A 12,563-nucleotide genomic window follows, 5' to 3' on the forward strand; every position below is an offset into this window, starting at 1 on the left:
GGAGCTTGAGACCCGAGACGCGAGCGTCGAGATGCGAGCCGCGAGATGCGAGCGCCTTCTTTTGACCGGCCACTGAATACAGGGGGGTTGGTAAAACCGCCCCTGCCTCCCTGACCCGTAACGGCGAGCAAGTATGACTAATGGTGACGGCTTGCTACGGAGCGTCGCGAGTGTCTACGGTGCGAGAACGTATCGACCCCGACCGGTGTATTCGCACCGAGCCGGGGTCTGACCGCAAGATCGACCAAAGGAACCCGATCTCATGGCTGCTCAGAACCTTAGTCCCGCCCTGCCCGCGCCCGCAGTGTCGGCCCCGTACCCGATGGCCCAGCCCGGTTACGGCAAGCGTTCCGCGCCGGACCAACTCCCCGCCCGTCCTGATGACTTCGCCCTGCTGCCCTTGCGCGAGCGGTACATCGCCGGGTTCATCGAGCACCTTCCCGAGGGCGCGTCGATGAGCGTGAAGTGCCTGGCCAAGCAGATCCCGCTGTACGGGCAGCAGGCCATCGCCTCCGCGCTGACCGCCCTGTCCGTGGCCGGGCACCTGCGGCGCGTGCGGTGCGCGATCGGCGCCGGTGACGAGGTGCGGTGGGTGTTCCGCACCTTCTGGTCCCGCACCGCCCGCGACAGCGAGTGGTGGGCGAGCCGCCTCACGCCGGGAGTGCCGGTGCAGGTGCCCGCGGCCGTAGCCGCAGCCGTGGCCGAGTCGGCACCGGCTGCGGTGCCTCCGCAGCGCACGGCGCCCGTGCCTGTGCCTGTGCCGGCGTCTTCCTCGCCCGCGTACCTGGCTCTCGCGGGGCTCGGGCGCATCGACAAACGGCTGCCGCTCTCCGCCGACGACTGCGCAGCCCTGGAGGAACTGGCCGAGCGGTGGTTCGCACGCGGAGTGAACGCCGACTACCTCACCGGCGCGCTCACCGCCGGGCTGCCCGCCGAGGTCGGCTCGCCCGTCGGCTTCGTCCGCCGCCGCCTTCTGGACAAGCTCCCGCCCGCCCCGCCCACCGCCCCCACGGCGGGGTCTCCCGCCCCGCGCGTGATGATGGAATGCACCGACTGCGGCGCTCCCGGCCCCGCCGCGGCCCTCCCCGACGGCCTCTGCCGCGCCTGCCGCCGGCAGGCCGCCCCCGCAGGGCCCGCGCCCGAGCCGCCCGTCGAGCGGGACGTCACCGCACTCGTCGCCGGGCTCCGCGATCTCCTCAAAGCGCCGTGACGGCGTGCCGGGGGCTCAGTCCCACCAGAAGGTCCAGGTCCGCTGGTTGAGCACGGCCTTCTCCGCGTACATGTCCAGGCTGTTCAGCGTGGACTGCTGGAAGTTGTCCGGGCAGAACGCGAAGTGCTCGGCGGCCAGGGCCTCCGACTCGGCGATGGTGGCCGGCGGGCGGCTCACCGAGACGGCCATCGTGTCGAAGCCGAGCACCACGACCCGCGCCCCGAACCGGTCCTCCCAGGAACGCAGTACCGCGCAGAGCCGCGCCACGTCGTTCTCGTGGTTGAGCGGGCCCGACCAACCGATCGCCGCCGCTATGTCCGCGCTGCGGCGCGCGGGCACGAGGGCCGCCCGCAGCCCGGTCATCGGGCTGCTCGCGTCGGTCAGGAAGTCCGCGAGGCCCGCCGCCGACGTGTCGGGGTCCTCGGCCGCCGCCTCGGCCGGTACCGGGGCGAGGCCCGGCCAGTCGGCCGAGGAGTCGTCGAGGCCGAGCTCCTCGGGGGCGTACGACTCCCAGGCCTCGCTCAGGACCTCTTCCGCGTCGTGGTCGCCGGGGTAGGAGGTCCTGGCCGGGCCGAGATCCCATGCCTCGGGCCAAGCGTCGCGCATGCCGCCGTCGATCAGTACGGGCAGCAGGCCGACGGGTCGTCCGGAGGTGCGCAGCGCGGCCCAACTGCCGGGGGACGCGGGCGCGTCCGCGTACCAGAGCAGGGGTTCGTGCCACACCTCGTCGATCGTGGCGTCCACGAAGGTGCCGGGCGGCAGGTGCAGTCCTGCGGCGGCCGGGGAGCGGAGTGGGTTCGGAAGCGTCGCCATGTCGAAACCCTAGGCGTCGCCTCCGACATCCGGACCGCCCAGGGCCTGCGTATCACTCACGGTGCCCTGCCGAAGGATCGCGTCCCACATGTCGCGTGCGGCCGCGGCGGCGGTCTCGTGGTCCAGGCCCGGTTCGTTGAGGACGAGAGTGCCGTAGCCGCGGCTGTCGGTCCACGAGCAGGCGGTGTGCGCGCCCTTCTCCTCCAGGGCGGTCGCGTACGAGGAGCAGCGCAGCCGGCCGTCTGCGATGCCGGGGCCCGCGTCCCAGGTGGCGTCGATGAACGCGTCCGACTCGGTGGGACCGAGCCGGGTGCCCTTGGCCACGTCGGGCGGTGCGTCGAGGGCGTCACCGGTCGAGCCGAAGACGTAGACGGCCGGCTGGGAACCGTCGGACGCCAGCTCTTCCATGGTCCCGTAGAGGTAGGCGAACGAGGTGTCGTAGGCCACGGTCCACAACCCGGCCATGTCCGGGTCGACGCCGTCGACGGCCGGTTGCGCGGAGAGCAGCGGCCGGCCACGGAACGAGGCCGGTGCCGGTGCCGTGGTGTGCGGTTGGTCGGCGTCCGGGGAGGTCGCGAGCCACGTGGGCGAGATCAGCGCGAAGAGCCCGAGGGTGACGGCCGCCACGAGCACGACGGCGTCGCGTGCACCGGGTGCGGGGGGCGGCGGCAGCTGGGTGTACGACGGGTCCCTGTCGGCCGGGGGCGGTTGCAGACGGGACGCGGCGCGGGTGCGGGCACGGCTTTCCAGAGCACCGAGCAGCCGGTTCTGGACGAGGACGAGCAGGGCGGCGGCAGCGGCCCACAGGGACAGGGGAGACGCGGATCCGGGGATCATGGCCAAGGCCCCCAGCGCGAGGCCCAGGAGCACGCTCAGGAGCGGCACCCGCACCAGTGCCGTGAGCAGCCGGCGGCCCGGGCGGCCGAGAGCGGCCAGGGTTTCGGCGCGGATCAGGCGGCGCAGGTCGTACGGGAAGTGCTGGGCCTCTTCCTCGGCGAGGCGGGTGGCCTCGGCGAGGTCGGGGGCAGTGGCCAGGGAGGCGCGGACGTCGTGGCGTTGTGTGTGCGCGGCGGAGAGCGGGATGGGCGTGGCGAGGGAGGGCCGGCCGCCGCCCGTCGCCGCCATGATGCCGCCGATGCCCTTGCTGATCCGGTCCAGGCGGAGCGTGTGCGGTGAGCCGGGAGCCAGTTCGCCGACGCGGGCGACGAGGGCGGGGCCGCGGGCGTGGCGGCCGGGGCGGTCGAGCGCGTCGGATTCCAGGCAGAGTTCGGCGTACGCCGTGAGCAGGCCGAGGTCGTCGGGGAAGGCGTCCAGGCCCCGGCGGTAGGCGCGTTCGGCCGCGTCGTCGTGGTCGTCCTCGTTCTCGGCGACGTGGGCGCGGCCCAGCAGCGTGTAAAGGAGGGCGTCGGGGCCGTACCGTTCCAGTGCGGCGGTCGCCTGCGCGCGGGCGTCGGCGTGCCTCCGGCCGCTGAGGGCGGCCCGGATCGCTTCCGCGGTGGCCGCGGCCTCCTCGGCCTCGGCTGCTTCCGGTGCCTCTTCGGGCGATGTGTCGTGTCCGGTGTCCCGCATGAGATCCCCACCCCTGATGACGCGGCCGACGTGCGGTCGGCCGCGTCACTATCGCCCGCCGGGGGAATGCCGGTCAATGACTGCCGGGCGGAGCGTTCGCAGGTCGGGCAGGGTGCGGGCCTGCGACGTCAGCCGCCGACGTACCAGCTGAACCCGCCGGAGGCGGCCGCGATCACCCTCACGACGACGATCGGAAGGTCGATGGCACCGAGCACCGGGCCGGCCTTGGCCATGCCCGCGCCGCCCTTCGCGGACAGCCGGCGCAGGCCCACGGCTCCGAGCACGATGGCCACCGGTCCGAGGACGATGCCGAAGAAGAGCAGGCCGATGATGCCGCAGATCAAGCCGGCTACCGCGAAGCCATTCGTTCCGACCGGGCGGCGGGCGCGGAGTACGCATTGTGGCCGTGCGTCATTGCACTCTTCCGTTCAATGGTCGGTTCGGTGCTGGAATTCTCTTGTGCCCCGGATGGGTCGACGCGAGCACGGAAAGGGATGCGCGCGGCAATTCCGGCGCCTTCAGCGCGGCAATGCGGCAAGAATGATCTTTCCGTCGTTGCCGAGCGTACGGATGGTCACCCGGTCGGCCAGTCGGAGGACCATCGGCCAGCCGAATCCGCCGGAGCGTCCCGTCATGTCGGGGGTGCGGGCCTGCGGACGGGCAGGACTCGGGTCGGCGACCTGCACGTGCAGCGAACTCCTGTCCGCCCGGAACGACAGCGAGGTCACGGCTCCGGCGTGCCGGATGGCGTTGGTCACCAGTTCCGAGGAGAGCAGCAGGAGGCTCTGGACGGCGGAAGGGGACGGTGGCGGGTTCAGTTCCGTCAGGAACGCGGCAGCTGCCTCACGGCCCTCCGCCGCCTTACGGGGAGAGCTCACGCTGCCGGTGACGGATGTCTGGGTGGAGGGGAAAGGGTCGGTGCACTGTTCGGTCATGTGAATTCGCCCCCGCGAATTTTCTCGTCGGACGGTCTGAATTCTGCGTCTACCCCGCGGTTCGCCACCTATCCGATTCATGGCGGCGCGTTCACCGGTCCGGGGACGTCCGCGAACGCGAAGGCGTGAGTGTGTCCGCGCGGGGCAGGCGTGGCAGAGGACGTCCGGGTCGGCCGGGGCGCCCCCGACAAGGTCCGCCGCTGCGAAGGGAACAGCCCATGAACGAGCCCGTCGAACTCGCACCGGATTCGATCGCCGTGGTCACCGAGCCCGTGCCCGATCTCCAGCTCCAGTTGCTGCTCCAGCTGCTGGACCGCGAGATGCGTTCCGGCCTTCCGCTCACCCTGACGGTCCCGGCCGGAGTGCTGCACGGTGACGTGATCGGGCACGAGGCGTGGAAGGCGGACTGGGCCAGGAGCCTGCGTCAGGTCGAAGGCGAGGGGGCCAACCTCATCGCGGAGTACCCCGAGACGGTGGACCAGGGGATCAAGGAGCTGCACGCCGACGAGGACGCCCGGCGGCTGCCCCGGTGGATCCACCTCCGCGACGCCACGCTGGTCCTCGGCGGCGGGGCCTCGCTGCGTCTGCCGCTGTGGCGCGGGCGGCTGTCGGACGTGTCCGGCTGGGCCCTGGGCCGGCCCGAGTAGCGGCGTCCCGCGCACGACGAGGGGCGGGGTCCGGCACACCTCGGTGTGCCGGACCCCGCCCCTGTCTGTCTCCGTGCGGAGGATGCTCAGAGCCGCTCGGGGGTCCTGATGCCGAGCAGCGCCATGCCCTGGTGCAGGGTGCGGGCGGTGAGCTCGACGAGGAAGAGCCGGTTCTCGACGACCTCGGCCGGGTTGTCGTCGCTCAGGACCTGGCACTGGTCGTAGAACGTGGTGAGGTGCGAGGCGAGCTGGTAGAGGTACGCGGCCAGCTTGTGCGGCTCGTAGCCCGCAGCCACCTCGGACAGCACCTCGCCGAACTGGTCCAGGTGCAGGCCCAGCGCCCGCTCGGCCGGGGCCAGCTCCAGCTCCGGGTGCGCGGCCGGCTTCGCGTCGCCGGCCTTGCGCAGGATCGAGCGGATCCGGGCGTAGGCGTACTGGAGGTAGACGGACGTGTCGCCGTGCAGCGACACCATCTGGTCCAGGTCGAACTTGTAGTCCCGTACGGCGGAGGTCGACAGGTCCGCGTACTTCACGGCGCCGATGCCGACGTACCGGCCGTTCTCGACGATCTCCTCCTCGGTCAGGCCGATCTTCTCGGCCTTCTCCCGGACGACGGCCGTCGCGCGCTCGACCGCCTCGTCGAGGAGGTCCTCCAGCCGGACCGTGACGCCCTCACGGGTCTTGAACGGCTTGCCGTCCTTGCCGAGCACGGTGCCGAAGGCCAGCTGGTGCGTCGTGACGCCGTCGTTCAGCCAGCCGGCCCGCCGGGCCGTCTCGAAGACCATCCGGAAGTGCAGGGACTGCCGTACGTCCACCACGTAGAGCAGGGTGGTCGCCTTGAGGTTCTGCACCCGGTCCCGGACCGCGGAGAGGTCGGTGGCCGCGTAGCCGTAGCCGCCGTTCGTCTTCTTGACGATCAGGGGGGTGGGGTTCCCGTCCGGGCCCTTCACGTCGTCGAAGAAGACGCACAGCGCACCCTCGGAGCGGACGGCGACGCCCGTCTCCTCCAGGATCCGGCAGGTCTCGTCCAGCATGTCGTTGTAACCGGACTCGCCGACGATGTCGGGGTCGTTGATCTTCATGTCGAGCTTGTCGAAGACCGAGTAGAAGTAGATCTTCGACTCGTCGACGAACCGCTGCCACAGGGCGAGCGTCTCCGGCTCGCCCGCCTGGAGGGCGACGACCCGGTTCCGCGAGCGGTCCTTGAACTCCTCGTCGGAGTCGAAGAGGGCCCTCGACGCCTTGTAGAGCCGGTTCAGGGACGACATGGCGGCTTCGCCGTCGGCCTTCGCGTCGTCCTCGTGGTTCAGCTCGTCGGGGTGCTCGATCAGGTACTGGATGAGCATGCCGAACTGGGTGCCCCAGTCGCCGATGTGGTGCCGGGGCACGACGGTCTCCCCGGTGAACTCCAGGATCTGCACCATCGCGTCGCCGATCACGGCGGACCGCAGGTGGCCGACGTGCATCTCCTTGGCCACGTTCGGCTGGGCGTAGTCGATGACCGTGGTGCCGGCGGAGGCGTTGTACGGCACGCCGAGCCGGCCCTCGTCGTCCGCGGCACGGGCGGCGAGGGTCTCGATGATCGACTTGTCGGAGAGCGTGATGTTCAGGAAGCCGGGGCCGGAGACCTCGATGTCCTTGATCAGGTCCGTCGCCGGAAGGGCGGCGGTGACCTGGGCGGCCAGCTCGCGCGGGTTGCCCTTGAGCTTCTTGGCGAGCGCCAGGATGCCGTTGGCCTGGAAGTCGGCCCGGTCGCTTCGGCGCAGCAGCGGGTCCGCGGTACCGGCATCCGGCAGAGCTGCCGTCAGGGCGTCCGCCAGCTGCTGCTGGAGCGTGGAAGCGAGGGAATTGACCGAGGCCATCAGCTGGCTGCCGTTTCCGTAGGGGTACAGGGGATGCCGCCAAGTATCCCACGGGCGTAAAGCGGTTTACGAGCCTCGCTTGACAAGCCCGGCCGCGCGCCCCCGTAAAGCCGTTTTCGCGCTGCGGGCGGTACCTGGGAGAATGGCCGGTGCCCCTATGAGTCCTACAAGAGAGAAGGACGTGCCGACCGTGGCTCAGAGTCAGAGCAGCACCGAGACCGACTGGGTCTCCCGCTTCGCGGACGAGGTCATCGCCGAATCGGAGCGTCGTGCGCCTGGCAAACCGGTCGTCGTCGCGTCCGGTCTCTCTCCGTCGGGCCCGATCCACCTGGGCAACCTGCGTGAGGTCATGACCCCGCACCTGGTCGCCGACGAGATCCGCCGCCGCGGGTACACCGTCCGGCACCTGATCTCGTGGGACGACTACGACCGCTACCGCAAGGTGCCGAACGGTGTGGAGGGCGTCGACGCGTCCTGGGCCGAGCACATCGGCAAGCCGCTGACCTCGGTGCCCGCCCCGGCCGGTTCCGCGCATCCGAACTGGGCCGAGCACTTCAAGGCCGCCATGACGGCGTCCCTGGACGAGCTGGGTGTCGAGTACGACGGGATCAGCCAGACGGAGCAGTACCTGGCGGGGACGTACCGCGAGCAGATCCTGCACGCGATGCGCCACCGCGCGGACATCGACGCCGTCCTGGATCGCTACCGGACCAAGAAGGACCCGGCGGCAGGCGCCAAGGGCGGCAAGAAGCCGCAGCAGAAGAAGGTCGACGAGGCCGAGCTGGAGGCCGAGGCGGGTTCCGGCGCGGCCGGCGAGGACGACGGCAGCGGCGGCTCGGCCGGCTACTTCCCGTACAAGCCCTACTGCGGTAACTGCGAGAAGGACCTGACGACGGTCACGTCGTACGACGACGAGAGCACCGAGCTGAACTACACCTGCACGGCCTGCGGCTTCGCGGAGACGGTCCGGCTGAAGGAGTTCAACCGCGGCAAGCTCGTCTGGAAGGTCGACTGGCCGATGCGCTGGGCGTTCGAGGGCGTGATCTTCGAGCCGAGCGGGGTGGACCACTCCTCGCCCGGGTCGTCGTTCGTCGTGGGCGGCCAGATCGTCCGCGAGATCTTCGACGGCGTGCAGCCGATCGGACCGATGTACGCGTTCGTCGGCATCTCCGGGATGGCGAAGATGTCCTCCTCCAAGGGCGGCGTGCCGACCCCGGCCGACGCGCTGAAGATCATGGAGGCGCCGCTGCTGCGCTGGCTGTACGCGCGCCGCAGGCCCAACCAGTCCTTCAAGATCGCCTTCGACCAGGAGATCCAGCGGCTCTACGACGAGTGGGACTCGCTGGGCCGCAAGGTCGCCGACGGTTCCGTGCTGCCGGCGGACGCCGCCGCGTACGCCCGGGCGATCGGCACGGCCGCCGGCGAGCTGCCGAGCACGCCGCGCCCGCTGCCGTACCGGACGCTCGCCTCGGTCGCGGACATCACGGCCGGGGCCGAGGACCAGACGCTGCGCATTCTCAGCGAGCTGGACCCCTCGACCCCGCTGACCTCGCTGGACGAGGTCAGGCCGCGTCTCGACCGGGCCGAGAACTGGATCACCACCCAGGTCCCGGCCGAGGCCCGCACCATCGTCCGCGACGAGCCGGACAAGGAACTGCTCGGTTCGCTGGACGAGCAGGGGAGCGAGTCGCTGCGGCTGCTCCTGGAAGGGCTGGACTCGCACTGGTCGCTGGACGGGCTGACCACGCTCGTCTACGGCGTGCCGAAGACGCTGGCCGGTCTGGAGGCCGACGCCAAGCCGACGCCCGAGCTGAAGGCGGCGCAGCGGTCCTTCTTCGCGCTGCTGTACCGGCTGCTGGTCAGCCGTGACACGGGCCCGCGCCTGCCCACGCTGCTCCTCGCGGTGGGGGCGGACCGGGTGCGCAGGCTGCTCGGCGCGTAGCGCGTCCGGCCGTCCGCGCAGGCGTACGGCCGTGTGTACGGCGAACGGCCGTCACCCGGTGATCCGGGTGGCGGCCCTTCGCTGTCGCCCGCGGGGGTCCCGCGGGCGGCGCGCCTCACGGGGGGTTGAGGCGCGCGGGTCGTGCCTCACGGGGGGGTAGAGGCACAACGGGGGTTGTGCCTCACGGGGGTTGAGGCACAACGTGGGTGGGGGGCACGGGGTGGCGGCCCTTTCGCCGCCGCCGGGTTCAGGACGCGGGGGCCAGGGATGCCTGCGGGTCGGAGAACGTGTCGCGCGGGATGCGGGGAACGGTCGCCTTGGCGAGGCCCGTCAGGGTCCTGCCGGGCCCGATCTCCATGAGGCGGTCGCAGGCCAGTTCCGTGGTGAGCGTGTCCAGCGTGTCCGACCAGCGGACCGGTGCCGTCAGCTGGAGGCGGAGCAGCTCCGCCCAGTGCGGCCCGCCGCGGTGGGCGCGGGCGTCCACGTTGGAGACGACCGCCGAGTGGCCCGGCATGAACCGTGCCGTGGCGAGGGCTGCCGCGAAGGGTTCGACCGCCCCGGCCATCAGCGGGGTGTGGAAGGCGCCGCCGACCGTCAGGGCCACCACTTTCGCCGCTCCGGCCCGCTCCGCCGCCCGGGAGCAGCGCTCCACGTCGGCGGCCCGGCCCGCGATCACGGTCTGCTGCGGGGAGTTGAGGTTCGCCACCCACACCTGGCCGCCGTCCGCGTGGATCTCGTCGACCACGTCCTGTGCCCGTGCCGTGTCCAGGCCGAGGACCGCGGCCATCGCCCCTTCCGCCCGTTCGCAGGCCGTCTGCATGGCCGCGCCGCGCGCCACGATCAGGCGGACCGCGTCCTGCGGGTCGAGGATTCCGGCGGCGACGAGGGCGGAGTACTCACCCAGGCTGTGTCCGGCGCACGCACCGGGGAAGGCGGCCAGCGGGTGCTGACGGCGCAGCTCGGTCAGCGCCACCATGGCCAGGGTGAAGGTGGTCAACTGGGCGTTGTCGGTGCGCCGCAGCGTCTCCGTGCCGGCGTCCAGCAGCAGGGCCTCCATGTCCCGGCCGGCGGCCTCGGAGACCTCTGCCACCACGGACCAGCCGGCGGTGCGGTGCCAGGGCAGGCCCATGCCCGGACGCTGGGCTCCCTGGCCGGGGAACATGAGTGCCAGTCGGGTGCTCGTCATCGTCTTCCGTCTCCTCCCTGCGGCCGGGGGCGATGTGTCACTGCGCGGTGGGGAAGGCGTTCCCGCCACTGACACGCGTTCCCCGCCACTGGCGTGAGTGACTTTCCCATTCCCGGATGCCGCGGTCCGGATCGCATTTTTGCGATCCGTTGCTTTCTCCGGTGATGTAACCACTTCAACCGCCCTGTCAGACCCGTGCGTTGCACTTGAGTGGTGGCTGAATGCGCCTTTGGAAGGGGGGGTGTTCCTTTGTGTTTCCCGGGCCGGTCCGCAGTGATTCCTGGGGCGGCTGGGCTTGTTGAGCCGAATTTCAGGCGACGGCCTGGCCGAGCAGCGCCAGATGTGCGCAGTGCTGCGTGACCATGAAGAAGCGGTATGGGCGCCGGCGGAGATGACGGTCGTCGGTGGCGTGGCCCGCGAGGGTCACGGCGGCCAGCGCCAGCCCGCCCACCAGGACCACGCAGGCGGTGGGCAGTTGCTCCGGGGCCCAGCGCAGCGCTCCGGCGGCGAACGAGGTGCCCACGGCGCACGCGCCCACGGCGACGAGGATGCGGGTACGCCGTTCGCCCAGGGTGACGGCCCAGGTCCGGCGGCCGGCGGCGGCGTCGCCCTCGATGTCGGAGAAGTCCTTGGCGACCGCCCCGACGAGTGCCATCCACAGGGACATGGCAAGGGCCGTAAGGAACAGTGCGGGTGAGCTGGGGGAGACACCGAGGGCGAGAGGGCCGGCGGCGTAGGTGAGGAGCCCGGACAGGAAGACCACGCCCATGGCGGCGGGCGTGCTGTTCTTCCACACGGTGCGGGGCGCGGAGTAGGCGTGCCCGAGCAGCAGCATGGCCGCGCACAGGAGCAGGGGGCCGAGCCCGGCGCACGCCGCGGACACCAGCGAGGCGACGGCCGCCCCGCGTGCGACGAGGAGCGCGGACTGCCGGGGCAGCCGCCCGCTCGCTATCGGGCGGGCCGAGCCGTTGACCTGGTCCTCGTGGTAATCCATGCAGCCGTTGTAGAGGTAGGTGTAGAAGATGGCGCCGAACCATGCGAGGGAGCCGAACACAGCCCGAAGTACCGAGTGTGTGCCGATGGTCGGATCCGCCGCGAGCGCCAGCGCGATGCCGGCGAAATAGCGGAGCTGGAAGGCCATCAGAACGGCGGGGCGGGATTCTTCGATGCAGAGCCGCGGAATGCTTGCAATCCGGTACTTCGGACCACTGGGTGCAGTCACAGGCAGTGGCCGTATCGTCGCCATAGGCATGACCAGGAGCCTAGGCATCAGCAGGCCGACCTGACTGTTCTGCAAATGAGCCATGCCTACCACTAAAGAGGCATGGAATACCGGCGGGTCGGATTCCGAATTTCGCCCGGCACCGGAGCCGTTCGCCTTCCGCTCTGGTACGCCGGACCACCGCCGAAGTGGACCCCCCGCCCGTCTGCCGCCCGCGCTTCGCTGGTGAGCAGGCGGGCGCCGTCGTTTCCGGCACCCCGCTTCCCGTCATGGGCCGTTGGCAGCCCTGGTCCGTTTCCGACCCCGGGAAGCCATCATGCGTACCCAGCTGTCCCCGTACCCGTACCCCTACCCTTCCGCTGCCCCGAGTGCCCTGCGTGCGCCGAGTGCGCCGAGCGCGCCGAGCGCCCCGAATCCCCCGGTCCTCGCGCCCGGGGAGGTCCATGTCTGGTCCGTCCCTCTGGACCGTGTCCCGCCCGGGGGTGCGGACGCGGTCCTCGATCCCGGCGAACGGGCGCGTGCGGCGCGGATCCGTCACCCCCTCGCCCGGTGGCGCTACCGCTGTGCCCACCTCGCCCTGCGCGCGGTGCTCGGCGAGTACCTCGGCGTCGCTCCCGGCCTGCCCCGCTTCACCCGCCGGTGCCCCGAGCCGGAGATGTGCGGCGACTGCGGCCGTGGTCGGCCCGTGCTCGTCGACGGGCCGTGGCCGGATCTCGGCTTCAGCCTGTCGCATTCCGGTGCGGCCGCCCTGGTGGGGGTGGCCGGGGAGCCGGGCGCGGTCGGCGTGGACATCGAGCGGCTGCGCGCGTCCTTCGACTGGAGCCGGGTGCCCGCGGTGGGGGCACAGGACCGGATCGCCGGGTTCCGCACCTGGACCGCGATCGAGGCGGTGGGCAAAGCGGCCGGAACCGGACTGCGCACACCCGTCTCGGTCGGTGCGCCGGAAACGGGCGGGCTGCGGCGCGCGCACCGGTCAGGCGATTCGGCCGACTGGTACGTTCACGATGTGGACTGCCCCGACGGATATGTCGGTTGCGTTGCCACGGCGATGCCGGAGGCCGCGGTAAGCGTTTTCTCATGGCCGTCGAACGGCTTGTCTCAGAACGTGGGACGGGTGGAGTCGTGTTGACATTCTGTAACCGTACGATGATGATCCGAGAGTCGGTTTCTGTTGAGG

The 12,563-nt window shown here is 71.3% G+C and carries 11 protein-coding genes; 4 read left to right on the forward strand and 7 right to left on the reverse strand.

All coding sequences use genetic code 11. The annotated features are described in order from the left end of the window. The first annotated feature begins 262 nt into the window (after positions 1 to 262). Positions 263 to 1,210 (forward strand): MarR family transcriptional regulator, encoded by a 948-nt coding sequence (locus ABZ434_RS00155; protein WP_359130913.1) that lies wholly within the window; start codon positions 263 to 265, stop codon positions 1,208 to 1,210. Between the two features lie 15 nt (positions 1,211 to 1,225). Here the strand turns inward: ABZ434_RS00155 and ABZ434_RS00160 are convergent, their stop codons facing one another. The 4 genes from ABZ434_RS00160 to ABZ434_RS00175 all read right to left on the reverse strand — a co-directional run bounded on the left by ABZ434_RS00160 (position 1,226) and on the right by ABZ434_RS00175 (position 4,527). Next, positions 1,226 to 2,023 carry a DUF4253 domain-containing protein gene (locus ABZ434_RS00160; RefSeq protein ID WP_359130914.1) on the reverse strand — a complete coding sequence of 266 codons (798 nt, stop codon included), beginning with the start codon at positions 2,021 to 2,023 and terminating at the stop codon, positions 1,226 to 1,228. A gap of 9 nt (positions 2,024 to 2,032) precedes the next feature. After that, positions 2,033 to 3,592 carry a hypothetical protein gene (locus ABZ434_RS00165; RefSeq protein WP_359130915.1) on the reverse strand — a complete coding sequence of 520 codons (1,560 nt, stop codon included), beginning with the start codon at positions 3,590 to 3,592 and terminating at the stop codon, positions 2,033 to 2,035. Between the two features lie 128 nt (positions 3,593 to 3,720). Continuing rightward, on the reverse strand, positions 3,721 to 3,936 hold the full coding sequence (locus tag ABZ434_RS00170; protein WP_359130916.1) for a DUF4190 domain-containing protein: 216 nt from the start codon (positions 3,934 to 3,936) through the stop codon (positions 3,721 to 3,723). A gap of 174 nt (positions 3,937 to 4,110) precedes the next feature. Continuing rightward, the gene (locus tag ABZ434_RS00175) at positions 4,111 to 4,527 is read right to left on the reverse strand and encodes an ATP-binding protein (RefSeq protein ID WP_359130917.1); all 417 of its coding nucleotides are present in this window, start codon (positions 4,525 to 4,527) and stop codon (positions 4,111 to 4,113) included. Between the two features lie 218 nt (positions 4,528 to 4,745). Between ABZ434_RS00175 and ABZ434_RS00180 the strand changes: the two genes are divergently transcribed. Next, positions 4,746 to 5,174, forward strand: a complete 429-nt coding sequence (locus ABZ434_RS00180; RefSeq protein WP_359130918.1) for a hypothetical protein — start codon at positions 4,746 to 4,748, stop codon at positions 5,172 to 5,174. A gap of 86 nt (positions 5,175 to 5,260) precedes the next feature. Here the strand turns inward: ABZ434_RS00180 and argS are convergent, their stop codons facing one another. Beyond that, on the reverse strand, positions 5,261 to 7,036 hold the full coding sequence (gene argS / locus ABZ434_RS00185) for an arginine--tRNA ligase (RefSeq protein WP_359130919.1): 1,776 nt from the start codon (positions 7,034 to 7,036) through the stop codon (positions 5,261 to 5,263). A gap of 181 nt (positions 7,037 to 7,217) precedes the next feature. Between argS and lysS the strand changes: the two genes are divergently transcribed. Continuing rightward, positions 7,218 to 8,978: a lysine--tRNA ligase gene (gene lysS / locus ABZ434_RS00190; protein WP_359131401.1), complete on the forward strand. Its 1,761-nt coding sequence runs from the start codon at positions 7,218 to 7,220 to the stop codon at positions 8,976 to 8,978. Between the two features lie 247 nt (positions 8,979 to 9,225). Here lysS and ABZ434_RS00195 read toward each other — a convergent pair whose 3' ends face one another. Together ABZ434_RS00195 and ABZ434_RS00200 are read right to left on the reverse strand one after the other, a co-directional pair. Beyond that, the gene (locus tag ABZ434_RS00195; RefSeq protein WP_359130921.1) at positions 9,226 to 10,164 is read right to left on the reverse strand and encodes an ACP S-malonyltransferase; all 939 of its coding nucleotides are present in this window, start codon (positions 10,162 to 10,164) and stop codon (positions 9,226 to 9,228) included. 310 nt (positions 10,165 to 10,474) lie between these two features. After that, on the reverse strand, positions 10,475 to 11,386 hold the full coding sequence (locus tag ABZ434_RS00200) for a UbiA family prenyltransferase (protein ID WP_359130923.1): 912 nt from the start codon (positions 11,384 to 11,386) through the stop codon (positions 10,475 to 10,477). 586 nt (positions 11,387 to 11,972) lie between these two features. Between ABZ434_RS00200 and ABZ434_RS00205 the strand changes: the two genes are divergently transcribed. Beyond that, positions 11,973 to 12,515 (forward strand): hypothetical protein, encoded by a 543-nt coding sequence (locus tag ABZ434_RS00205; protein ID WP_359130924.1) that lies wholly within the window; start codon positions 11,973 to 11,975, stop codon positions 12,513 to 12,515. Positions 12,516 to 12,563 lie beyond the last annotated feature (48 nt).

Source organism: Streptomyces sp. NPDC005761 (genome assembly GCF_040630635.1).
Taxonomy (GTDB): Bacteria; Actinomycetota; Actinomycetes; order Streptomycetales; family Streptomycetaceae; genus Streptomyces.

Bases quoted from the DNA above. Each gene is read 5' to 3' on its own strand.
- ABZ434_RS00180 (WP_359130918.1), top strand. From the start codon at position 4,746: ATGAACGAGCCCGTCGAACTCGCACCGGATTCGATCGCCGTGGTCACC.
- ABZ434_RS00165 (WP_359130915.1), bottom strand. From the start codon at position 3,592: ATGCGGGACACCGGACACGACACATCGCCCGAAGAGGCACCGGAAGCA.
- argS (WP_359130919.1), bottom strand. From the start codon at position 7,036: ATGGCCTCGGTCAATTCCCTCGCTTCCACGCTCCAGCAGCAGCTGGCG.
- ABZ434_RS00160 (WP_359130914.1), bottom strand. From the start codon at position 2,023: ATGGCGACGCTTCCGAACCCACTCCGCTCCCCGGCCGCCGCAGGACTG.
- ABZ434_RS00175 (WP_359130917.1), bottom strand. From the start codon at position 4,527: ATGACCGAACAGTGCACCGACCCTTTCCCCTCCACCCAGACATCCGTC.
- ABZ434_RS00195 (WP_359130921.1), bottom strand. From the start codon at position 10,164: ATGACGAGCACCCGACTGGCACTCATGTTCCCCGGCCAGGGAGCCCAG.
- ABZ434_RS00155 (WP_359130913.1), top strand. From the start codon at position 263: ATGGCTGCTCAGAACCTTAGTCCCGCCCTGCCCGCGCCCGCAGTGTCG.